This is a genomic window from Solibacillus daqui, assembly GCF_028747805.1.
In the GTDB taxonomy this organism is placed as follows: domain Bacteria; phylum Bacillota; class Bacilli; order Bacillales_A; family Planococcaceae; genus Solibacillus; species Solibacillus daqui.
Genome location: NZ_CP114887.1, coordinates 1,497,276 through 1,518,299, shown reverse-complemented (window position 1 = coordinate 1,518,299; position 21,024 = coordinate 1,497,276). Strand labels below are relative to the sequence as shown.

Annotated in this window: 20 protein-coding genes, 2 riboswitches and 1 other annotated feature; of the genes, 7 read left to right on the top strand and 13 right to left on the bottom strand. The window is 39.8% G+C overall.

All coding sequences use genetic code 11. The features are described 5' to 3' along the window. Nucleotides 1-126: 126 nt before the first annotated feature. The 4 genes from O7776_RS07215 to O7776_RS07200 are packed head-to-tail and all read left to right on the top strand — an operon-like array spanning nt 127 to nt 4,042. Entirely contained in the window at nt 127-1,179 is a 1,053-nt protein-coding gene (locus O7776_RS07215) for an iron-siderophore ABC transporter substrate-binding protein (protein WP_274309912.1), read from the top strand. Between the two features lie 2 nt (nt 1,180-1,181). Next, a complete protein-coding gene (locus O7776_RS07210) occupies nt 1,182-2,216 on the top strand; it encodes a FecCD family ABC transporter permease (protein WP_274310460.1) in 1,035 nt (344 codons plus the stop codon). Further along, nucleotides 2,213-3,244: a FecCD family ABC transporter permease gene (locus tag O7776_RS07205; RefSeq protein WP_274309911.1), complete on the top strand. Its 1,032-nt coding sequence runs from the start codon at nt 2,213-2,215 to the stop codon at nt 3,242-3,244. Before O7776_RS07210 ends, O7776_RS07205 begins: the two co-directional genes overlap by 4 nt. Beyond that, nucleotides 3,245-4,042, top strand: a complete 798-nt coding sequence (locus O7776_RS07200; RefSeq protein WP_274309910.1) for an ABC transporter ATP-binding protein — start codon at nt 3,245-3,247, stop codon at nt 4,040-4,042. 53 nt (nt 4,043-4,095) lie between these two features. Here the strand turns inward: O7776_RS07200 and bioB are convergent, their stop codons facing one another. Then, nucleotides 4,096-5,091: a biotin synthase BioB gene (gene bioB / locus O7776_RS07195; protein WP_274309909.1), complete on the bottom strand. Its 996-nt coding sequence runs from the start codon at nt 5,089-5,091 to the stop codon at nt 4,096-4,098. A gap of 13 nt (nt 5,092-5,104) precedes the next feature. After that, a complete protein-coding gene (locus O7776_RS07190; protein ID WP_274309908.1) occupies nt 5,105-5,698 on the bottom strand; it encodes a biotin transporter BioY in 594 nt (197 codons plus the stop codon). A gap of 485 nt (nt 5,699-6,183) precedes the next feature. Between O7776_RS07190 and O7776_RS07185 the strand changes: the two genes are divergently transcribed. Continuing rightward, the gene (locus tag O7776_RS07185) at nt 6,184-6,705 is read left to right on the top strand and encodes a P-loop NTPase family protein (RefSeq protein WP_274309907.1); all 522 of its coding nucleotides are present in this window, start codon (nt 6,184-6,186) and stop codon (nt 6,703-6,705) included. Between the two features lie 93 nt (nt 6,706-6,798). Here O7776_RS07185 and O7776_RS07180 read toward each other — a convergent pair whose 3' ends face one another. Further along, complete coding sequence (locus O7776_RS07180) at nt 6,799-7,941, bottom strand: DUF2812 domain-containing protein (RefSeq protein WP_274309906.1); 1,143 nt, start codon at nt 7,939-7,941, stop codon at nt 6,799-6,801. 496 nt (nt 7,942-8,437) lie between these two features. Between O7776_RS07180 and O7776_RS07175 the strand changes: the two genes are divergently transcribed. Together O7776_RS07175 and O7776_RS07170 are read left to right on the top strand one after the other, a co-directional pair. Further along, nucleotides 8,438-9,358 (top strand): hypothetical protein, encoded by a 921-nt coding sequence (locus tag O7776_RS07175; RefSeq protein ID WP_274309905.1) that lies wholly within the window; start codon nt 8,438-8,440, stop codon nt 9,356-9,358. A gap of 149 nt (nt 9,359-9,507) precedes the next feature. Beyond that, nucleotides 9,508-9,699: a hypothetical protein gene (locus O7776_RS07170; protein ID WP_274309904.1), complete on the top strand. Its 192-nt coding sequence runs from the start codon at nt 9,508-9,510 to the stop codon at nt 9,697-9,699. A 225-nt stretch (nt 9,700-9,924) separates the two neighbouring features. Here O7776_RS07170 and O7776_RS07165 read toward each other — a convergent pair whose 3' ends face one another. The 10 genes from O7776_RS07165 to O7776_RS07120 all read right to left on the bottom strand — a co-directional run bounded on the left by O7776_RS07165 (nt 9,925) and on the right by O7776_RS07120 (nt 20,959). Further along, entirely contained in the window at nt 9,925-11,067 is a 1,143-nt protein-coding gene (locus O7776_RS07165) for a DUF2812 domain-containing protein (protein ID WP_274309903.1), read from the bottom strand. A 9-nt stretch (nt 11,068-11,076) separates the two neighbouring features. Next, nucleotides 11,077-11,631 carry a histidine phosphatase family protein gene (locus O7776_RS07160; protein ID WP_274309902.1) on the bottom strand — a complete coding sequence of 185 codons (555 nt, stop codon included), beginning with the start codon at nt 11,629-11,631 and terminating at the stop codon, nt 11,077-11,079. A gap of 8 nt (nt 11,632-11,639) precedes the next feature. Next, nucleotides 11,640-13,274: a methionine--tRNA ligase gene (gene metG, locus O7776_RS07155; RefSeq protein ID WP_274309901.1), complete on the bottom strand. Its 1,635-nt coding sequence runs from the start codon at nt 13,272-13,274 to the stop codon at nt 11,640-11,642. Between the two features lie 115 nt (nt 13,275-13,389). Then, nucleotides 13,390-13,632 (bottom strand) — a binding site (T-box leader). Nucleotides 13,633-13,686: 54 nt separating this feature from the next. After that, a complete protein-coding gene (locus O7776_RS07150) occupies nt 13,687-15,120 on the bottom strand; it encodes a hypothetical protein (RefSeq protein WP_274309900.1) in 1,434 nt (477 codons plus the stop codon). A gap of 170 nt (nt 15,121-15,290) precedes the next feature. Beyond that, nucleotides 15,291-16,034 (bottom strand): amidohydrolase family protein, encoded by a 744-nt coding sequence (locus O7776_RS07145; protein WP_274309899.1) that lies wholly within the window; start codon nt 16,032-16,034, stop codon nt 15,291-15,293. 87 nt (nt 16,035-16,121) lie between these two features. After that, entirely contained in the window at nt 16,122-17,096 is a 975-nt protein-coding gene (locus O7776_RS07140; protein WP_274309898.1) for an NADPH:quinone reductase, read from the bottom strand. A 142-nt stretch (nt 17,097-17,238) separates the two neighbouring features. Next, on the bottom strand, nt 17,239-17,850 hold the full coding sequence (gene thiE, locus O7776_RS07135; RefSeq protein WP_274309897.1) for a thiamine phosphate synthase: 612 nt from the start codon (nt 17,848-17,850) through the stop codon (nt 17,239-17,241). Beyond that, nucleotides 17,840-18,652: a bifunctional hydroxymethylpyrimidine kinase/phosphomethylpyrimidine kinase gene (gene thiD / locus O7776_RS07130; protein ID WP_274309896.1), complete on the bottom strand. Its 813-nt coding sequence runs from the start codon at nt 18,650-18,652 to the stop codon at nt 17,840-17,842. The genes thiE and thiD overlap by 11 nt, the downstream gene beginning before the upstream one ends. Next, nucleotides 18,649-19,392, bottom strand: a complete 744-nt coding sequence (thiM, locus tag O7776_RS07125; RefSeq protein WP_274309895.1) for a hydroxyethylthiazole kinase — start codon at nt 19,390-19,392, stop codon at nt 18,649-18,651. Before thiM ends, thiD begins: the two co-directional genes overlap by 4 nt. Nucleotides 19,393-19,467: 75 nt before the next feature. Next, nucleotides 19,468-19,566, bottom strand: a riboswitch (TPP riboswitch). Nucleotides 19,567-19,624: 58 nt separating this feature from the next. Then, nucleotides 19,625-19,721: riboswitch (TPP riboswitch) on the bottom strand. A 65-nt stretch (nt 19,722-19,786) separates the two neighbouring features. Beyond that, nucleotides 19,787-20,959, bottom strand: a complete 1,173-nt coding sequence (locus O7776_RS07120) for an MDR family MFS transporter (RefSeq protein ID WP_274309894.1) — start codon at nt 20,957-20,959, stop codon at nt 19,787-19,789. Nucleotides 20,960-21,024 lie beyond the last annotated feature (65 nt).

The window sequence follows — 21,024 nt, the reverse complement described above, 5'->3', positions numbered from 1 at the left end:
CGTATTTTTTATCCCTATTCCCAATAATTTATTGTTGACATTATTAAAATTTGGAGTAATACTTGAAACACGATGGTATTGAGAATCTTTATCACCGAAATAGAAGTTATGTGAGGTATAATAATAATGAAGAACAAAAAATCATTACTAACGCTATTGTTCGCTTGCTTCATGGCAATCGTTTTAGCCGCTTGCTCAGATTCATCTGACAAAAAAACAACAACAGACAATAAAGATGGTGATACAGCATCAACTGAATCATCTGATCAACAATATCCAATTACTGTGCAACATGCTTTTGGTGAAACAATTATCGAAGAAAAACCAGAACGCGTTGCAACTATCGCATGGGCAAACCATGACGTCGCTTTAGCTTTAGGCACTGTTCCTGTAGGATTCTCTGCAGCAAACTACGGTGTACAAGATGAAAGCGGTATGCTTCCATGGACTGCTGATGCATTAAAAGAATTAGGTGAAGAAAACCCGAACGTCTACCAAGATACAGACGGCTTAGACTTTGAAGCAATTGCTGATTCTAATCCAGATGTGATTTTAGCAGCCTACTCTGGTATTACACAAGAAGAGTACGACACGCTAAGCCAAATCGCTCCAGTAATCGCCTACAAAGAAACTCCATGGGTAACTTCATGGCGTGACCAAGTAACATTAAATTCTGCTGGTATGGGTATGGAAAAAGAAGGTCAACAATTAATCGCGGATACTGAAAAATTAATCGCGGACAAAGCCAATGAATATTCAGCTATTAAAGGCAAAAAAGCAGCATTCGGTATGTTCAATGTAACAGACCTTTCAAAATTCTACATTTACACGCCTGGTGACCCACGTGGTGAATTCTTAACAGATTTAGGTATGGAATATCCAGAAAGCTTAAAAGCATTATCAACTGACGAAAGTTTCTATCTCGAGTTATCTGCTGAACATGCAGATGCATTAGCGGATGTTGAAATCTTTATCGCATATGGTGATAAAAATACCGTAAAAGCTTTACAAGCAGATCCGATTTTAGGTAAAATTCCTGCAATCGAAAAAGGCAATGTTGTCATTGTAGAAGACAACACACCACTTGCAGCAGCTGGTAACCCCAACCCACTATCAATTAAGTACACAATTGATGAGTACTTAACGTTAATTTCGGATGTTGCGAAAAACATTCAGTAATGATGAACAATCTACAAGTTTCCGAACATAAGAAGCAATTACTACCGAAAAACATTGTAAAAGTAGTCGTTTTTCTTATCATATTACTTGCGCTTAGCATCATCGCATCGCTCGTATTCGGTTCTCGTACTATTGGCATGACTGGACTGATGGATGGATTACTACATCCTGACGTTCAGTCACACGAGGCCAATGTTGTACGTCAGCGAATTGTACGAACGATTTTTTGTTTTATGGTTGGCGCTGCACTGGGCGTTTCTGGTGCACTTATGCAATCGGTTACCCGCAATCCGATAGCCGACCCAAGTATTTTAGGGGTTAATACGGGCGCATCGCTATTTGTTGTTTGTGGGATTGCTTTTTTCAATATTAGCTCTGCCAATGAATATATCTTTTTAGCGATAGCAGGTGCGACACTCACTGCTATTTTTGTCTTTGGGATTGGTTCGATGGGTGCAAGTGGTGCTACACCGCTGAAGCTCGTCCTTGCTGGTGCTGCAACAACTGCCATTTTATCTTCGCTTGTTACAGCTGTTATGATTCCACGTTCAAACGTCATGGATCAGTTCCGTTTTTGGCAAGTTGGGAGTGTTGGCTCAGGGTCTTGGGATTCGATTTCGTTATTTATTCCGTTTTTAGTCATCGGATTACTCATAGCCCTCTTCACTGCCCCTGCCCTTAACGCACTCGCTTTAGGAGATGAAGTTGCGACAGGACTTGGTGTTCGCACGGGGACAATTCGTTTGTTTGCTTCCCTTGGTGGTGTACTATTATGTGGTGCAGCTACAGCACTTGCTGGTCCAATCGGTTTTATCGGACTGTTAGCAACCCATCTAGTACGCCTTGTCATTGGGTCAGATGTGCGCGTGCTTATTCCGCTATCGGCATTAACAGGTGGCATTATACTCATGATATCTGACGTTTGTGGTCGTCTGCTTGGAAGTCCAGGCGAGCTGCAAGTGGGGATTTTAACAGCCTTTATCGGCGCACCGATTTTAATATACATTACAATGAAAGCGAAAGTGCGTAGCCTATGATAAACGAAACAATGACCTCCATAATGAAAGCAAGACAGCAGCGCACACGACGATTTGTGCTGACAACTTTAATTCTAGTATTACTAGCGCTAGGTTTATGTGCAACGATGCTTATGCTCGGGAATACGATCTATCCGGTAAAGGATGTTGTAGCTGTATTACTAGGTGAAGATATAAAGGGCGCTACGTTTGCCGTTGGTACAATCCGCCTTCCTCGAATGCTTGCTGGCCTTTTTGCTGGCTTTGCGTTTGGTATAGGTGGTTATGTATTCCAAACGATGCTACGTAACCCACTGGCGAACCCAAATGTTATTGGGATAACGGCTGGTTCGAGCGCTGCTGCGGTATTTTGTATTATCGTTTTGCATGCAAGTAATACCGTTGTGTCGATCGCCTCAATTGTTGGTGGTTTAGCGACGACATTATTCATATACTTTTTAGCAAAAGGCACGAGTTTTTCAATCGGCCGCTTAATATTAATCGGCATTGGGATTCAAGCGATGCTGAACGCGTTTATTTCCTATTTAATGCTAATCGGAAAAACGCATGATATTCCGACTGCCCTGCGCTGGTTAAGTGGTAGTTTAAACGGTGTGAAAATGGAGACATTAACGCCACTAATGATTACGGTCGCGATTTTTACACCGCTACTACTCATTTTCTCAAAACGACTTGAAATGCTGGAGCTTGGTGAAGAAATGTCAATTTCACTTGGCGTCGATACAAATAAAACGCGTATTTTATTAATTATTTGCGCGGTATTAGTACTTGCACTAGCAACTGCTGTGACAGGCCCGATTGCATTCGTTTCCTTTTTAGCTGGCCCGATTGCCAAACGTCTTGTTGGCAGCAACTTTTCTGCCCTCATTCCAGCCGGTTTAATCGGTGTTATTTTAGTATTGGCGTCTGATTTAATTGGTCAATTTGCCTTTACGACGAGATATCCAGTAGGTGTCATTACCGGCATTATTGGCGCACCATACTTGATTTACTTATTAATTCGCATCAATCGTAAAGGAGACATATAAATGACGCAGCATACACTACAGGCACAACAATTACATGCCGGCTATGAGCAAAAAATCATATTAAATGACGTCAGTTTAAGTATTCCACAAAATAAAATTAGCATCATTATTGGGGCAAACGGCTGCGGCAAATCGACATTACTAAAAACGATGGCACGTCTTATTAAGCCTGCCAATGGTGAAGTTGTGCTCGATGGTAAATCCATACATCAAATGCCACCAAAACAGCTTGCCAAAACACTTGGATTACTACCACAATCCCCTGTCGTACCTGAAGGCATTACCGTTGTGGATTTAGTTGGTCGTGGGCGTTTCCCTCACCAAAAGCTTTTTGGTAGCTGGTCGAAAAAGGATTATGAAGCGGTCGCCGAAGCGTTAGAAATGATGAATATTACAGAATTTGCTGATCGAAACATCGATGAATTATCTGGCGGTCAACGTCAGCGTGTGTGGATTGCAATGGCACTTGCACAGCAAACTGACATCTTATTTTTAGACGAACCAACAACTTACTTAGACATTACGTATCAGGTCGAAATTTTAGATTTACTAACAGACTTAAATAAAAAGTATGGCACAACGATTGTGATGGTATTGCACGATATTAATTTATCTGCGCGCTATGCTGACTATTTATTTACAATGAAACAAGGTCAGTTAATCGCAGAAGGTACACCGAAAGACATTGTAACGAGTGCACTGATTAAAGAAACGTTTCAATTAGAATGCTCGGTGATTAATGACCCGGTGTCTGATACGCCACTCATTCTTCCAATTGGGCGACATCATGCAAAATAAGAGGGTGTATTCCGCGCTTCATCATGCGGAATACACCCTCCATTTATTTATGATTACGCTTGCAATGCTGCTTGTTTTTCATTGACTTCAATTTCAAAGCCTAAATCGCGAATCAGCGCATAATCGGCATTTTCTTCTTGTCCTTCTGTTGTTAAATAATCCCCTACGAAAATACTATTTGCTGCGTACATCCCAAGTGGCTGTAACGAGCCTAAATTGATTTCGCGTCCACCCGCAATTCGAATTTCCTTCGTTGGATTGATGTAACGGAATAAGGCAAGTACTTTTAAACAATAGCGCGGATCTAGTTCCTTTGTGCCTTCCAGCTTTGTACCATCAATTGCATTTAAAAAATTGACCGGTATGGAATCGGCATCAAGCGCATGCAGTGCATAGGCGATTTCGACAACATCTTGCTTTGTTTCGCGCATGCCGATAATAGCACCCGAACAAGGCGACATACCATGCTTCTTCGCAATTTCAACTGTATTGACACGATCTTGGTATGTATGCGAAGTCGTAATATAATCATGATGCTTTTCAGACGTATTTAAATTGTGATTGTAGCGATCGACACCTGCCGTTTTTAGCTGATCGGCCTGTTCATCTTTTAATAACCCTAAGCAGGCACATACTTTTAATCCGTATTTTTCTTTAATTTCCTGAACCGCTTCACTAACAACATTCACATCTTTGCGCGTCGGTCCACGTCCACTGGCAACAATGCAAAACGTACCAATTTGATTTTCAAATGCTTGCTTCGCACCTGCTAAAATTTCTTCTTTTGTAATAAACGGATATTTTTCGATCGGCGCCGTAGAGATGGAAGATTGCGAGCAATAGCCACAGTTTTCAGGACAATAGCCACTCTTGGCATTCATAATCATATTTAATTTTACTTTTTTACCGTAATAATGTTTTCGAATCGTAAATGCGCCTTGCATAAGTAGCAATAATTCATCATCAGATGCATGTAAAATGGCTAATGCTTCATCATTTGATAATAATTTTCCCTCTAGAACTTCTTCAGCTAATTGAACCCAATTCATATTTCATTTCCCCCTATTTTACCGGTAAAATTTTCAATACTTTTTGTAAACGATAAGCAAAAACCCCTGCAAAGATTGCTAATACAAAATCTTTTGGCATCGGTGGAATCATCCATAACCATGCCATGCCATATGAAAATTCATCTGGTGCACTTGCCCATAATTTATAAGCAGCATACATCCAGTTCGTACCTAAAATATAATTTAAAATAGTCGCGATTAACGCAGCCGCGATAAAAGCAATGCGCGTTTGGTATTTTTCTACAATAACACCTGCCACATAGGCGATTAAGATGAATGTTACGATAAAGCCAAATGTTGGTGATAAAATTGCTGAAAATCCACCGTTAAACTTCGCAAAAACAGGTGCTCCTGCAAGTCCGATAAGCATGTAAACTGTACAAGCGATTGCCCCGCGCTTTTTTCCAAGCACTAAGCCCGCTAGCACGGCAAAAAATGTTTGTAAAGTTATTGGTACGCCACCTACTGTTAAAAATGGAGCAAATGATGTAATGTTTGCGCCAATCATCATAAGCGTTGAAAATAAACCACAATACACTAAGTCAATTGTTTTCCATGATGCGTTTGATCGTGATACTGATTCCATAATGGCCTCCCCTTTTATGTTAACCGTATTTTTTAATAGGTTAACGTAAATATAAAGTAACGGATTTTTTACGTCAACCCTATTTTTAATAAAAGTTAACACAATTAGATTAGTACTCTACGAAATTCATGTCAAAGTTTGCTAGTTGAAATTGAATTTCGCTACTTCATTGCATAAGTTACTTTTTAGGCAGCCAGTTGCAAAAATTTATTTCGAGTAAGCTAAATTGTAATCATTAATAAAAAAAAAGCATGAGCGACTCTCCCCCATGCGTTTACAACAAGACTATTTTTTACGAAAATCCAAACTTCACAATTAAGTCCATCATGAAAAGACATATCTCCATGAGCACCCTCACTGCATGATAAATAAAGAATTTACTTTTAAAAAAAGGCATTGAATTGGATCATTAAACATCAAAATTAAAGGATATTAATTTCACAATAGAGAATGGATACTGTTAGACAAAAAACAAAGGTGAAGCTATGAAGAAACAACCCATTCATAAAATACATATTTTTGGCTCTGTCGGGAGTGGAAAAACAACTATGGCGAAAAATTTATCTAAAGTGACGGGAATCCCGTGTTATGAAATCGATAATGCTGTATGGATAAGAAACCCCTCTGTAGATATACGAAGAACTGACCAAGAAATTGAACGAAATTTACAATCAATCGTTCAAACAAATAGTTGGATTATTGAAGGGGTACATACGAAGGATTGGGTAAATCAAAGTTGGCAGCACGCGGATATAATAGTATTTCTCAATACGAGCTATTTTACTCGAACTTTACGGATTATTAAGCGTTTCATAAAGCAAAAGCTAGGATTTGAAAAAGCAAATTATCAACCGACATTTAGGCTATTTTTGAATATGTTTAAATGGAATAAACAATTTGAAAAAGTAGACAAAGTACGATTTTTACAAATGACGGAGATGTATGAAGAAAAACTAATTATCATCAATAACAGACAAGATTTGAACAATTGGATTAATAATTTGTGATAATTTTTTCTCAACCAAAATGTAGTAGTTTGGGAATACCATTCCAAACTACTACACCAACTTACTGTTTTAACTTTAGCACTCTTGCTAACCTTATAAATTTTCTAAAGCTTTCAAAATCGTCTCGATATTTGCTTCACCTTGATAGTCGACATACTGCACGCGCTTTTCTTTAATTGTTAAAATGCGTGAAGTATCCTCATATATTTTAGCCACAAGTACATGATCAAACTCTGTATGCGAGAAATTGGGTTCGTTATCTACTTCATAATAAGTTGCCCATTCATTAAATAACGCAATTGCTAAGCTAGGTACGACACATTCGATCGTGTTGTATTCGAAACGTGGCTCATACAATTGTTGATTTTCTAGCCGAACGGACAAAGTTTCACGAAATTTGTATTGCTCTGGAGCAAAGATCGACCTATTTTGCTCTAGCAAATTGTACCAATCATTTTCAGAGAGCGCTTGTTGTGTTAAAATTTCTGGGGATTCAATCATAGCTAAGCGCAAAATCGGTAAGTCCCCTGTATCATTTGGAAGTGTTTCATAACTAGAAGAATTAACTTGCTTGATAATAACAACAAAACAAACGATTATAATAGATAAATAGCCCAGTTTCCAGCCGAATTTCTTAAGGCGTGGAATTCGCCAGCCTGCGCGGTAATCTAATGCTCTTCCTTGCTGTAATTGCCTTTTTAGGCGCTTAACCCCAAGCCATTCTGTAAGAAAAATAACAACCATACAGCTATTTGTAAAAATCATAAATAACGTACCTAATGTATAGCCTTCAATGGTATTTGTAATCGGCATCATCGCATTCCGAAACAGTGCAATAATCAGTGTTAAAATGACTATAGTTGACACGCTATTTATTAGTATTTGATTGCGGGTTTTCTTTATAATCTCATCAAATGATGCCGCTTGTTCTACTAAGGATTCGATCTCACTGGAAGCATCCGCTTGCTGCGAGCAAAAAATATGGTAATACTCATAACTGACAACGTATTGCCAACCTTCTTGTTCCAATGCTTTCGTATTTGGTGGAAAGCTATCTTTTTCATGCATGATAATCATGCGATATTCAAGATCTTGCGGCTCCGTTTTTTGAAATGTTGCCATGAAGCTATTAATTTTTTCAAGCTTTAGGCCGTGCTGTGCCTGTTCGGTGAGCCAACTCTCCACCTGACCACGCTGCCATAATTCCACTGGCACGAGCTTTCGTTTTTTGCCCAAGACATCAGCCTCCTTTCCATTATTGTAAAATAGAGGTAGAAAGTATTCAATCTGAAAAAGTAATTACTACATAATGTAGAGGGGATTTTTGGTGAACCAGAAAATTTCGTTTGAGAAATAAGAGGTTCATTAGAAAAATCATGTGCAATTACTACACATGGTTATCTTTTCTTCTAAGATGTAGATAGGCGTTCAATTTCCTACAAACACTGTAGCTCAATGCGATGAAACTAGCGATTGCAACGGGATAGCCGACAATCACAATGATGTTCATATGCTCCACTAAGCTATATTCTCCCCATTCCAAACGTACTGAGAAGTAAGATGAAGAAAAATATCATCATCTGCCCCACCTTCCTTGGATAATTATTACAAATCAAATTTGAGTGATACCGTTGTAATATAGTTGATTTCCATATTGACGAGAGAATAGCACAATCAGACCTATTAAATCTTTCATATCCTATTATATTTATTATTTGAAAGGATGGTGTATATGGGAAGAATGCCACATATGATTGATTTGGGTACGCTCGGGGGAATCTTCAGTGGTGCTTTTGGTATTAATGACCGGGGACAGATTGTAGGAGCATCTCGGACGGCTAATAATTTGGAACTAAATGCATTCCTATGGCAAAAAGGTGTGATGACCGATCTCGGTTCAATTGGTGGAAACTTTAGTGTAGCTCTTAGTATAAATAACCGTAAACAAGTTGTGGGATATACGGAAACGGCTACTAATTCGCCTTTACATGCTTTTCTATGGCAAAAAGGTGTAATGACCGATCTCGGTACACTTGGCGGAAACATTAGTATAGCTAATAATATAAATGACCGGGGACAGATTGTGGGAGGTTCGGAAACGGCTAGTGGGGAAACTCATGCTTTCCTATGGGAAGACGGGGTGATGACCGATCTCGGTACGCTTGGTGGAAGCATTAGTGGAGCTTCTAGTATAAATGAACGGGGACAGATTGTGGGAGGTTCGGAAACGGCTAATGGGGAATTTCATGTTTTCCTATGGGAAGACGGGGTGATGACCGATCTCGGTACGCTTGGTGGCAGCGTTGGTGGAGCTATTAGTATAAATGAATGTGGACAGATTGTGGGCGATTCGCTAACTGCTAATGGAGAAAGTCATGCTTTCCTATGGCAAAATGGGGTGATGACCGATCTTGGTACGCTTGGTGGAACCTTTAGTGTAGCTTTTAGTATAAATGACCGGGGACAGATTACGGGATTTTCCGAAACGGCTAATGGGAGCGTTCTTGCTTTCCTATGGCAAAACGGCGTGATGACTGATCTCGGTACGCTCGGGGGAACCTTCAGTACTGCTTTTGGTATTAATAACCGTGGACAGATTGTGGGCGATTCGGAAACGGCTAATGGGGAAGATCATGCTTTTCTATGGGAATAGCAGATTCCATAATTCGCTTTAAAATTTTTTCTAAGTACCCTTTGAAGCGTAAATCTCCCAGGACAAATTGTTCTTGATACTGACTTTAGAACATTAGATTGAGATAAAGATTAAACCTATCATTCGTCTTCGAGAAAGGAGTGATGAATTTGGAAAACAAACCAAACGATAAATTGATTAATGTAAATCAGAATCTTCCACCTAATCATCCATTCAATCGAATCAAGGAGAGTACTCCAATGCCATTGGATATGACACAAAAGTTAACTAAATTAAAGGAAATTCTTCCCGCCAACCACCCTATCATTCTAGCACTAGAACGTAATAGTCACAAAAAATGATAAAACCAAGTGTTTAGGAATAATATTTCCGATTATTGCTATTCCAATCCTATAATAAACCCCTTTGACTTGATAACTTTTTAAAGAGGTTGTTCAACTTTAAAATTAATTTATGACAACCTCTATCAGATAAACCTCATTATTTATCATGTGGGATATTATTATATTCAAAGGAAAAAGGTCTGTTTATAGCGTTTTAACTTTAAACAAACCTCTTGTTCAAACTTATAAATTTTCTAATGCGCTTAAAATTGCCTCGACATTTGCCTCACCCTGATAGTCCACATACTGCACTTGATTATCCTTTTTTGTTAAAATACGTACCTTATCCTCAAATATTTGTTCTACAATTACTTGATCAAACGCCGCGTGCGACAATTCGGCGTCGTTTTCAAATCGATAATAGGTTACCCACTCATAAAACAATGCGTTTGCTAAGCTTGGAACAGTACATTCAATCACCCGGAAATGAAGCCACGGTGAATAGGTTACTTGATTTTCTGTTGGTATATCTACGTTTTCATTCACTTCATATTGAACCGGAGCAAAGATTGACCAGTTTTGCTCGAGGGAGTTCACACCTGCATGATCGCGCACACTCAATTCCATTTCTTTAGGCAGTTCAATCATATGTAAGCGCAGAAGTGGTAAATCCGCAGTATTTTTAGGTAAGATTTCGTTGCCGCTTTTGGTAAAACTTATTACGAGCATCCATATTAAAATAGCCGCGAACACAAAATTCAACCAACTCCACCCGAATTTTTTCACTTTTGCTGAACGCCAACTTGCGTGGTGATCCAGTACAATCCCTTGTTCGAGCTGATTTTTGATGCGCATCACCTTGAGGTAGTCTTTATAAATTGTTACCGTTAATGAACCATTTGTATAAAAAAACACGAGTACCGAAATACTACTCCCTCCAATTACACTCGTTATCGGCGCCTCAACATCCATGAATAAAGCAATGACTAGGCCAATAAACGCCACAATCATCAAAACATTAAACAGAAGCCTCTTACGCAAATCCAGCAAAATGCCCGAAAAAGATTGTGCCTGCTGCATTAAATCTTTTTCAATCTCCGTTGTAGCATCTGCCTGCTGTGAACAAAAAATATGATAATACTGATGGCTTGTCACATAATACCAACCTGCTTGTTCGAGTTCCTGGGCATTCGTACGTGTGGTATCTTTTTCAGGCATGACGATCATTCGGTATTCCAAATTTTGTGGCTCTGCTAGAAGAAACGTTGCCCTAAAGCTACTCAATTTTTCAAGTATTCGCCCATTTTGAGCTTGTTCGATAAGCCAGCTTTCGATTTCCCCAATGTTCCATAACTCTACAGGTACCAGCTTACGTTTTGTATCCATAACTTCCCCCTATGTTATGACTACTTTTTCTACAGACACCAACTGATTATGCAAAAACTCAGCCTTAATGACATCTGGCATGATTAACCCCTTCCAAAACTCCAAACCATATTGATGATCAAACACCTGTAACATAAGCGTTAAAATATTGCCGTGTGTACCAATGACAATAACTTCATTTTCATGCTGTTTTAGTAATTCCCTAAACACTGGAACTGCACGAGTTTGTGCATCAATATTTGATTCCCCACCTGGATAGGCAAACGTTGGATTCTGCCAAACCTTCAAAATCGCTTCGTCAAAATTTTCAACCGGCGGATTACTCAATAGCCGTTCGTTTAGTGCTTCAATCTGCATAATACTCAAATTTTTTGCTTGTGCAATCGGCTCAATCGTTTGTACTGCACGTAAGTAACTACTCGCATACATTGCCTGCACATCAATATTTTCAAAGAGTTCGATTAACTTTAAAGCTTCCATTCGCCCAGCTTCAGAAATAGGGCGTTTGTATTCATCCGGTGTATACACGGAATGTGCATGGCGCACAAAATAGACGATTGTCATAAGTCCCCCTATTTTTCATTCGCAGTTAATTTTTCTAACTCCTCATCAATTTGCTTCACATCAATTCGTTCATACAGTGGTACGACATTTACGATCGTTTGCGCCAATGTCACTTGCGGTTCCCAAGCATCTCCACGCACTTGTAGCATGTCTTCAATCGCTTCACTTGCAAAAGGTAAAAACGGCTTTAACAGCACTGCAAAATTTTGAATAAGCATTGTACACGTCGCCATTGTATTTTCACATGCTGCTAAATCTTCACGCACCGTAATCCACGGCTTTTCCTCATCAAAATAACGATTTGCCGCACGCACAAATTCAAAAACCGTATCGAGCGCTGCTTTACTCGAACCAGCTTCAATTTTTTGTCCGACCTTTTCAAATAATTCCGTAACTTGCGCTTTTTTTCCTTCATCCACTTCTACATTCGGTACTTTACCATCAAACGACTTCTCGATAAATTTCAATGTACGATTTACAAAATTCGCAAATGCTCCGAGCAACTCACTGTTATGACTATAAATAAACTCACGCCACGAAAAGTCAGCATCACGTGTTTCCGGTGCATTGATTGTTAAAAAATATCGTAGCGAATCTGGATGATATCGTTGCAAAATATCTGGCACCCATACCGCCCAATTTTGACTTGTCGACAGCTTTCGTTTTTCAAGCGTTAAATACTCGTTAGATACGATATGCTTTGGCAGCGCTTCTGTATTTAAGCCGAGTAAAATTGCTGGCCAAATTACTGTATGAAACGGAATATTATCCTTGCCGTGCACATAATACGAAGTTGTTTCCGCATTCCACCACTGCTTAATATCTAAACCGTTTTCCTTACCCCACGCCACGCTCGCTGTATAATAACCGGCAACCGCTTCAATCCACACATAAATTTTCTTACCCTCAAAGCCCGTTACCGGAACATCAATACCGTTTGGCAAATCACGAGTTACCGCTCGATCAGGCAGCCCCTCTGCTAAATAGCGTTTCGTTAGTTGAATCGCATTATCACGCCACGCATTCGACTGTTCAGTACGCGCTACATAATCCTCTAACTGACGCTGAAACTGACTAAATGTATAATAAAAATGCTCGGTTTCACGAATTTCCGGCTCCGTGCCACAAATTTTACAGCGCTTATCAATTAAATCAAGCGGGTCTAAAATCGCTGAACAATTATCACATTGATCACCTCGCGCTTTTGCCCCACAATTTGGACAGATTCCCTCCACAAAGCGGTCAGGTAAAAACTGCTCATCCACTACACAATATGCTTGCTCGATTTTTTTCGTATACAAATGCCCATTTTCTAAAAGCTTCAAGAAAATTTCTTGAACGGATTTGTGATGATGTTCGGCATCGGTACGCGTGTAGAAATCATACGTAAAGCCTAGCTTGTTAAAACAATCGACAAACTCCTGATGATATCGGTCCGCAATCGCTGTAACCGTTGTTTGCTCCTGATTTGCACGAATCGAAATCGGCGTGCCGTTACAGTCACTCCCCGATACGTACAGTACGTCCTCACCTTTCAAGCGATAATATCTCGCTAAAATATCTCCAGGTAATAGCGCAGCGATATGCCCTAGATGCAGTGAGCCATTTGCATATGGCCAAGCACCTCCGATTAAAATTGCCATTTACATTTCCCCCTAAAATTGTATTCAATAAAAGCGTTGAGATGTACGAATCCTTTTACAAATGCTTTCCCTCATTACACATTTGTAAAAAAAAAACGCCCTAACCGCAAAATGCGATTAGGACGAATAAATCGTGTTACCACCTAAATTTACAAATAGCTCACACTATTTGCCTCAAGTCAGTACGTGTTCATACTGATGCTGTTGTAACGAGTGCATCTCTCGAAAGTAGCCTACTAATGTTTTCGGTACTTTAGCTCAAAGGCCATGTTCAGTAATCGTTGTTTGCTTTATTTCCACCATCAAAAGCTCTCTATATAACGCCGTATTACGTACTCTTCCTTATCAACGCTTTTTCCAATTACCAACATCTTACTATATCAAATACATTGATTCAAGCAAATTCGCCATTTTACTTTTTATAAAAATTCACAATTGCTAGCGCATCTTGATTGTCTGGCTGATCAACAAGCATTCCCTTCGCTTCGTCCAACCATTTCATATCTCGGCTAATTTCTTCAATACCTGTTTCGACCGCTAGCTTTTCATGCGGCTTCCAGTTGTATTCAAAACGCCCATTCCAAACCTCTTCATCTTCAATCAAATAGTCTGCTATTTGTGTTAGCGTGTAAAAGTGGTGCATCGCTTCGCAATGCGTTTTGGCATGCTTTGTATAACGCATGAGCACTTGCCCCGCGTAGTCATATTCATCCATTTCACGGTATGGACCATCATAAAGCATTGCCAAAATCAACTTACTTGCCCCGTCAAATATCGCACCACTAATCGTATCCTCATGCAGCTCAATATCAAGTTTACCTTTATCCGCGCATTGTAGCGAAGCCTGAACCCCTGGCACGATATCTTCAATACCATCTGTTAAAAACCAATGACGGATTTCTTCGCGTTCTGGCTCTAAAAAGTTCAGTGCCTCTAACTTGCCCCAATCTGAAACATTTTTTGAGATGTCCCAAATATCGTCATTGGCATTGCGCACACCGTTTGAAAGCGCAAATAATGCCACTCCAGTAAATTCCTCATGCAATGCTATAAGCTTTAATTGCTCCTTAAGATTTTTACAGTCAGTCGTACCTAACACAACAAGTGCAAACTTTACGACTTCACGATGTGCGGCATGCTCTAATAGCCACAACGCCTCCTGCTGCACAAGTGTTTCGTCCTTTTCGGCTTCTGTAAATTGTACTAAAAATTCTTGGAAATAAGAAATGACCTTTTCTTCCTGAATTTTTTCATAAGTCGCTTTACGATTTGCCTCTGTAGGATTTTCACTTTGCGTAATCAACAGTTTCACAAGCTTTTTCGGATATGACAACAGCACCGGTTCGTTCGCTAGCTGATCGGCAAACCCAGGGGCTAACCTCATCTGATTTTCATCATATAAATACTCATCATCCGGTAACTCCTTATTGACTAGCTTACCGTGCTCTGAGTATTGCTGCTGTAAAAAAGGAACGATTGCTTGTTTATTTTTCCAAGGAATCATCGTTAACTTTTGTGTTTCAGCCAACAGTTTTTTTCCATCGACTTTGATTGTGACATTTAACTTAATAAAGCCACCTACTTTCACATACACCTTATGCGTTTTGCCATCATTGCCTACAAATGTTCCCATTAATTTTGAATAGGGCACAATATGTGACCAAATCGATTGGCGAATATGCTGTGCAATGATTTCTCCGTCTACAAGCAATGTTTCTTCTAACATTTTATTAATAAATTCAATTTTGTGCCCTTCAAAATCAAGCACCCAATGCTTTTCTACTTCCTTTGCAACATCCTTTGTTGCGTTACGCATTTCGCGTTTTATTTCTTCTTTAAAGCCCAAGTTGTTTGCCCCCTTCGAAGTTGTATGGCTCTTTAAATAATACCAATGTTTCAACAATCATGAAGCGACATTTTGTAATCAAACAGAAATCGCTACTAAACTACCATTTATTCTCTAATTTTCAAAAATAAAAACTCCAATTCGAATTCGCTTCGAGTTGGAGTAATCTATTATTTAAAGTACCATTGTTTTGCGTTACTATAAAATATTTTATCGGCGGCTCGTTCATCAAAAAGCTGCAGAATGAGTTCTATATCCGCAGTTTCAAATGGACGTTCGGCGCGTGTTGACGGTAAATCGGTACCGAACATTAATGCGTCAGGATTTACATCATAAATACTCTTAAGCGTCTCTGCAATCGGTAATTCTACACGACCAAAGCCTGTTGCCTTCACACGTACCCCTTTTTCAACGAGCTTCAATAAATGTGGTAAACCTTGCTCTGACAAACCTAAATGATCAATGGACAGAGCTGGTAATTGCGAAAGTGTGATTGCAATGTCTGGAATGTCCGTAGCGTCAATATACAGTTCGCTATGCCAACCAGCAAGCTCATACACACGACGCGCGAAATAATCGAGCTTTGATAAATCCTCGGAACCCCCACGCTTAACATTAAAACGTAGCGCCTTGACCCCTTTTGCATTTAACTGCAGAATCTCATCATCGCTAACATCATACGGCAATTGAGTGACTCCACAAAAGTTTCCTCCTAATAGCTGCAAGGCATGCAGTAAATAGCCTTGATCAAAGCCTTGAAAAGAGCCCGACACTATGGCTCCACCTGCAATGTTATAGCTCTCTGTCTGCTTTTTATAATCTTCCACTAAATAAGAAGGCGGCATATAGCCTTGATTTTCAATTACCGGAAAATCAAAATTAATAATATGAAAATGGGCATCAAAAATTCTCATAGCTAGTCCATCCTTTATAATTTCCCCTTAACAAACCTCAAGCCAATAAGGAAAACAATGTTTAGTTATATTTGGTCATTATTTTTCTTATAAAATTTGAAGTACAACCTTACCATTATGCTTTCCTGCCATTACCGCATCAAACGCTTCGCCTGCCTGTGCTAGCGGATAGCTATGACCAACAAACGGTGTAAGCTTATTTGCTTCAAGCATCGCCGCTACACTTGTCATTAACTCACGATGCTGTTCACCCGTTGCATTAAATAACACCATGCCAGTTACATCACATTCTTTTTGCATAATTAAACGCGGGTTGATTTCAATGTCACCGCGATTCCCGACAATGATAATCTTTCCGTACTTCGCCACCAATTGTAAATCGACCGCTAAATTGACGTTTGCTAAAAATTCAATAATCACATCTGGTCCAGCACCCTCTGTTACTTCAAGAATCTGCTCCATATTGCCTTCTGTAATATGATCAAACGCATAATCTGCACCGGCGTCCTTTACAAGCGCCTTTCCTTCTCCACGACTGGCTGTTCCGATTACCGTTGCCCCAAGTGATTTTGCCATTTGCACCGCCTGTAAACCAACCGCACCACTTGCTCCGTGGATAAGTACCGTTTGATTAGCTTGTACACCTGCCTTTTGCACAACTGCACGAAACGCGGTCAATGCTGGTATGCCAAGTGCCGCTCCTTGCAAAAAGCTTATGTGCTCGGGTAATTGCATCACATAGTTTGCATCACATACGACCGCTTCTGCAAATGTCCCCGTCGTTGCACCTGGTAAGCTTGCGACAAATACGCGGTCGCCTACTTGTACATTTGTTACCGCTTCTCCAACTGCTTCCACAATTCCCGCGCCATCTAAGCCCGGTGTGTATGGTAATTGTGGTTTGATGGCATATGTACCTGTTGATGTATAAACATCACTTGGATTTACCCCTGCTGCATGTAGCTTCACGATTACATCCGTTGCCGAAATGGATGGTAATGGTAATTCCGCTAGCTGTAAATTTTCCGAAGTACCAAAGTTTTTCATTTCAATTGCTTTCAATATGCTCACCTCGAATTTGTAATAATAATAGAATATTAAAAAAATTCACGCTTGTACATCATTTATAACTAAACTTCACATTTTAACAATGGCTTACCCAATGAAAAAAAGTGGATGAGACGTCCCTCATCCACTTTCACCATTACAACGATTGTACCGTTTGATGAATATCTTCACTTAAACTTATGGCAGAAATGACTGCCACACCGTCCGCACCCGCTTCACGTATAAAAGCGCTGTTTAAAGGCGTGATACCTCCAATTGCCACCATCGGAAAATCAGGATAGCATGTTTTTGCTTCCTTTAAAAATGTAACACCTGCTGGAGCCTTTGCATCTTCTTTTGATGTAGTTGCAAAAATAGGACCAATGCCAACATAATCCGCACCCGCACGCATTGCCTTCTCTAATTCTTCCATATTATGAACCGAAACCCCAACGATTTTATGCGCTGCAAGTTGACGAAAGGCTTCAATCGCTAAATCGTCCTGCCCAACATGAATCCCATCTGCATCCAATTTCAACGCCAGTTTCACATCATCATTGACAATAAACGGGACCTTATATTGCTTACAAAGTTGTTGGCACGCACGCGCGAATTGCTCATACGCTTCTCCTTGTAATGCACCATTGCCCTTTTCCCGCCATTGAAACATCGTAATTCCGGCTTGCAGTGCCTTCTCTAAAATAATTAGTGGCTCACTTTGGCAATTATTCGTTCCCATAATGAAATATTTATCTAATTTAATAGACATTGACTTTACACGTCCCTTGCTGCTGTCGATACGCAAAATGATTCGTTGGTCCAAAGCCATGACCGATATTTAACGGATGGCTTATTGCAAGTTGAACAAATTTTTTCGCTTCTATAATCGCGTCCTTTAGTGAGCTTCCTTTTGCGATTTCAGCCGTTATTGCCGCTGAAAATGTACAGCCCGTTCCATGCGTATGCTTCGTTTCGTAGCGCTCGGTTTCCATCATAAAGGTAGGCCCGCCGCTGATGAATACCGTATCAATCGCCTTTTCTCCTTGTAAATGTCCACCTTTCATGACTACACACTTGACGCCTAAAGCCAATAAATCACGTCCCGCAAGCTCAATATCTTCCGCGGTTTCAATTGTCCGACCTGTCAGCACCTCTGCCTCTGGGATATTCGGTGTACAAACCGTAGCCACTGGAAGTAATTGCTCTTTCATTGCTTGGATCGCCTGCTGCTGTAGTAAGCTCGCACCACCCTTTGCAATCATAACTGGATCTACGATTATTGGAATTTGATGTTCTTTCAGTAATGAAACGACCCCAGCAATAATTTCAGCATTAAATAGCATACCTGTTTTTATAGCTTTGACCTCTAAATCTTCAAGTACTGCCTTCAATTGTGCTTGAACAAATTCAACAGTTGTCGGATAAATTCCATGCACGCCTAATGTATTTTGTGCAGTTAAAGCTGTTATAACAGACGTGCCAAACACGCCAAGTTCCTGAAATGTTTTGATATCGGCCTGAATCCCTGCACCGCCACTACTATCTGAACCTGCAATTGTACATGCAATCATCCGCGCACCTCCGCAAACTGTTCTAATTGATTGAAGAAATTTTCATGGAACGTTCCCATGGGAGCATAAGCGTTTAAACTTATTTGCTTGTATTCACGCAATAGAGCAGCTAAATCCTCAAAAGGCTCATTGCTACTTGCTAAAAGAGCAGCACAAATTGCGCTCAATAAACAGCCACTTCCAGTAATTTTCGTAATCTTTTCATGACCACCAGCAATGATTTCTACCTGCTGTCCATCAGTTAATACATCTTCCTTACCAGTCACAATCACCAGGCAGTTGTATTTTTTGGCAATCATTTTTGCAGTTTGTACAACATCGAGCTCACCCGAACCACTATCAACACCCTTTGCCTGCCAATTCGCGCCTGCAATAGCGGCAAGCTCTCCAATATTACAGCGTATTAAAGTGATTTTTAACTGCTGTAATAGCGTATGCGTTGTTTGTGAGCGAAACGCAGTAGCACCCGCACCAACAGGATCTAATACGATCGGAACTTGATGTTCATTTGCGCTTTTTCCCGCAGCTAGCATGGACTGAACTGTACGGTCATTTAGTGTGCCAATATTTAGTAATAGCGCATTGGCTATACGAGTCATTTCTGCCACTTCTTCAAAAGCATCTGCCATAACGGGAGATGCCCCAATTGTTAATAAGCCATTCGCAGTAAAATTTGCAACAACATAGTTTGTAATACAATGGATTAAAGGCTTTTTCTCATTAATTTTTTGTAGACTCAACGATATTCACTCCTCTTTTGGTGGACGTAAAGGCAAAAAGGCGTCTCTATATATAGAGACGCCAAAAAAGAGTAGATTCACCCTGTGTTTGCTCCCTACGCCAGTATTAACTGTTCAGGTTCTAAGGGTCAGGTTTTAACCTTCTCAACACGATGTGTCCCCCCGCAATTAAAGTATTTGCAAACGAAAAGCTCCACGTAAAAATACGCAGAGCCCTAGTAAGTACAATTTAAAAATGATGTACTTTGCTCCCTACGTCCGTATTAACGGTCAGGTTCTAAGGGTCAGGTTTTACCTTCTCAACACAATGTGTCCCCCTGCAAATGCAATTAATTAGTATGAGTGTAACAAAACAAAATTTTTAACGCAAGGTTTATTGTAAGATTTCACCACACTATGAAGTTCTAAGTGCTTTACGATAAATTAAAATGCTACTGAACATCAAAGCGGCAATAATCGCAAACATAAAATCGATTGCAGACGTTAAAAGCCACCCACCAAAAATCGGTCCAATAAAGCCTCCGATATTTTTGAGTTGCGCAGCGCCTAAATACGTCCCCTTCTGATCTTCTGGTGCGATTTCTTCAATTACCGCATTCATCATTGGAAAACAGAAAATTTCTCCAATCGAAAACACAATCATACTCGCGATAAACATCCACGCACTGTCCGACAAACCAAATAAAAATAAACCAACCGAAAAGATAATAATCCCCATTTTTAACGATGTATAAATTGACATTTTTTCTATCATCATTGTCAGTGGCAATTGTAATGCCAGTACCGTTATTGAATTGGCGATAATAACATACGAAAACAGTTTTACACCGTCTTCCACATTCATATTAATAAACTGAGGCAATGTCGAATCAAATTGCGAATAGCCTAGTACAACTAATATGCCACCCGCAATGAATAATAATAGCTTTTGATCTTGAAACACCGCTTTGAAAATCGTAAAAACATGCTGTGTATTTGAAAGTTTGTTTTGTTTCATTTCATAACGATTCAGCACAACGAGTAAAAATACCCCATACATCGCATACATAATACCCGTAATCGCAAATGGTATGGCAGGGCTTGAAAGATCGGATATCCAAACACCTAATAATGGACCAATGACCGCTGCTATATTAATTGCTGTATAACGCACTGAAAACAGTCTACGCTTTTTTTCATTTTCGGTAAAATCAATCATTAGCGCCTGCGTACCCGGTTCAAAAAACGAGCGGCACAGTCCATTCAACGCATTCAAAACGACAAAAAAGATTGCTGATGGCGCAAACGCAAAGCCAGCGAAGGTTAGACTCCAAATGAAAACCGTTGTAATAATAACGCTTTTTCGTCCGAAACGATCCGTCAAATAGCCCCCAATTAACCCACCAAATGTTGAAAATAGTGGCGCAATCCCGATTGTTATCCCTATTATTAGCGGTGATGCCTCTAACTCATTGTGTAAATAGAGCGCTAAAAATGGAATAGCCATAAAGCTAGCTGTCCGAACAAAAATCGTACCACATAAAATAATCCATACTAACGGATGAAAATAATTAACCATTTTTTGCATCACGCACCTCCAGTCTATATTTTACTCGTATTATATTAGAAAACCCATCCAATTTTTAAAGTTAT

Excerpts from the sequence above, each read along its gene's own strand:
- O7776_RS07215 (WP_274309912.1), top strand. The coding sequence starts at position 127 with ATGAAGAACAAAAAATCATTACTAACGCTATTGTTCGCTTGCTTCATG.
- O7776_RS07210 (WP_274310460.1), top strand. The coding sequence starts at position 1,182 with ATGAACAATCTACAAGTTTCCGAACATAAGAAGCAATTACTACCGAAA.
- O7776_RS07205 (WP_274309911.1), top strand. The coding sequence starts at position 2,213 with ATGATAAACGAAACAATGACCTCCATAATGAAAGCAAGACAGCAGCGC.
- O7776_RS07200 (WP_274309910.1), top strand. The coding sequence starts at position 3,245 with ATGACGCAGCATACACTACAGGCACAACAATTACATGCCGGCTATGAG.
- bioB (WP_274309909.1), bottom strand. The coding sequence starts at position 5,091 with ATGAATTGGGTTCAATTAGCTGAAGAAGTTCTAGAGGGAAAATTATTA.
- O7776_RS07190 (WP_274309908.1), bottom strand. The coding sequence starts at position 5,698 with ATGGAATCAGTATCACGATCAAACGCATCATGGAAAACAATTGACTTA.
- O7776_RS07185 (WP_274309907.1), top strand. The coding sequence starts at position 6,184 with ATGAAGAAACAACCCATTCATAAAATACATATTTTTGGCTCTGTCGGG.
- O7776_RS07175 (WP_274309905.1), top strand. The coding sequence starts at position 8,438 with ATGGGAAGAATGCCACATATGATTGATTTGGGTACGCTCGGGGGAATC.
- O7776_RS07165 (WP_274309903.1), bottom strand. The coding sequence starts at position 11,067 with ATGGATACAAAACGTAAGCTGGTACCTGTAGAGTTATGGAACATTGGG.
- O7776_RS07160 (WP_274309902.1), bottom strand. The coding sequence starts at position 11,631 with ATGACAATCGTCTATTTTGTGCGCCATGCACATTCCGTGTATACACCG.
- metG (WP_274309901.1), bottom strand. The coding sequence starts at position 13,274 with ATGGCAATTTTAATCGGAGGTGCTTGGCCATATGCAAATGGCTCACTG.
- O7776_RS07145 (WP_274309899.1), bottom strand. The coding sequence starts at position 16,034 with ATGAGAATTTTTGATGCCCATTTTCATATTATTAATTTTGATTTTCCG.
- thiE (WP_274309897.1), bottom strand. The coding sequence starts at position 17,850 with ATGTCTATTAAATTAGATAAATATTTCATTATGGGAACGAATAATTGC.
- thiD (WP_274309896.1), bottom strand. The coding sequence starts at position 18,652 with ATGATTGCATGTACAATTGCAGGTTCAGATAGTAGTGGCGGTGCAGGG.
- O7776_RS07120 (WP_274309894.1), bottom strand. The coding sequence starts at position 20,959 with ATGCAAAAAATGGTTAATTATTTTCATCCGTTAGTATGGATTATTTTA.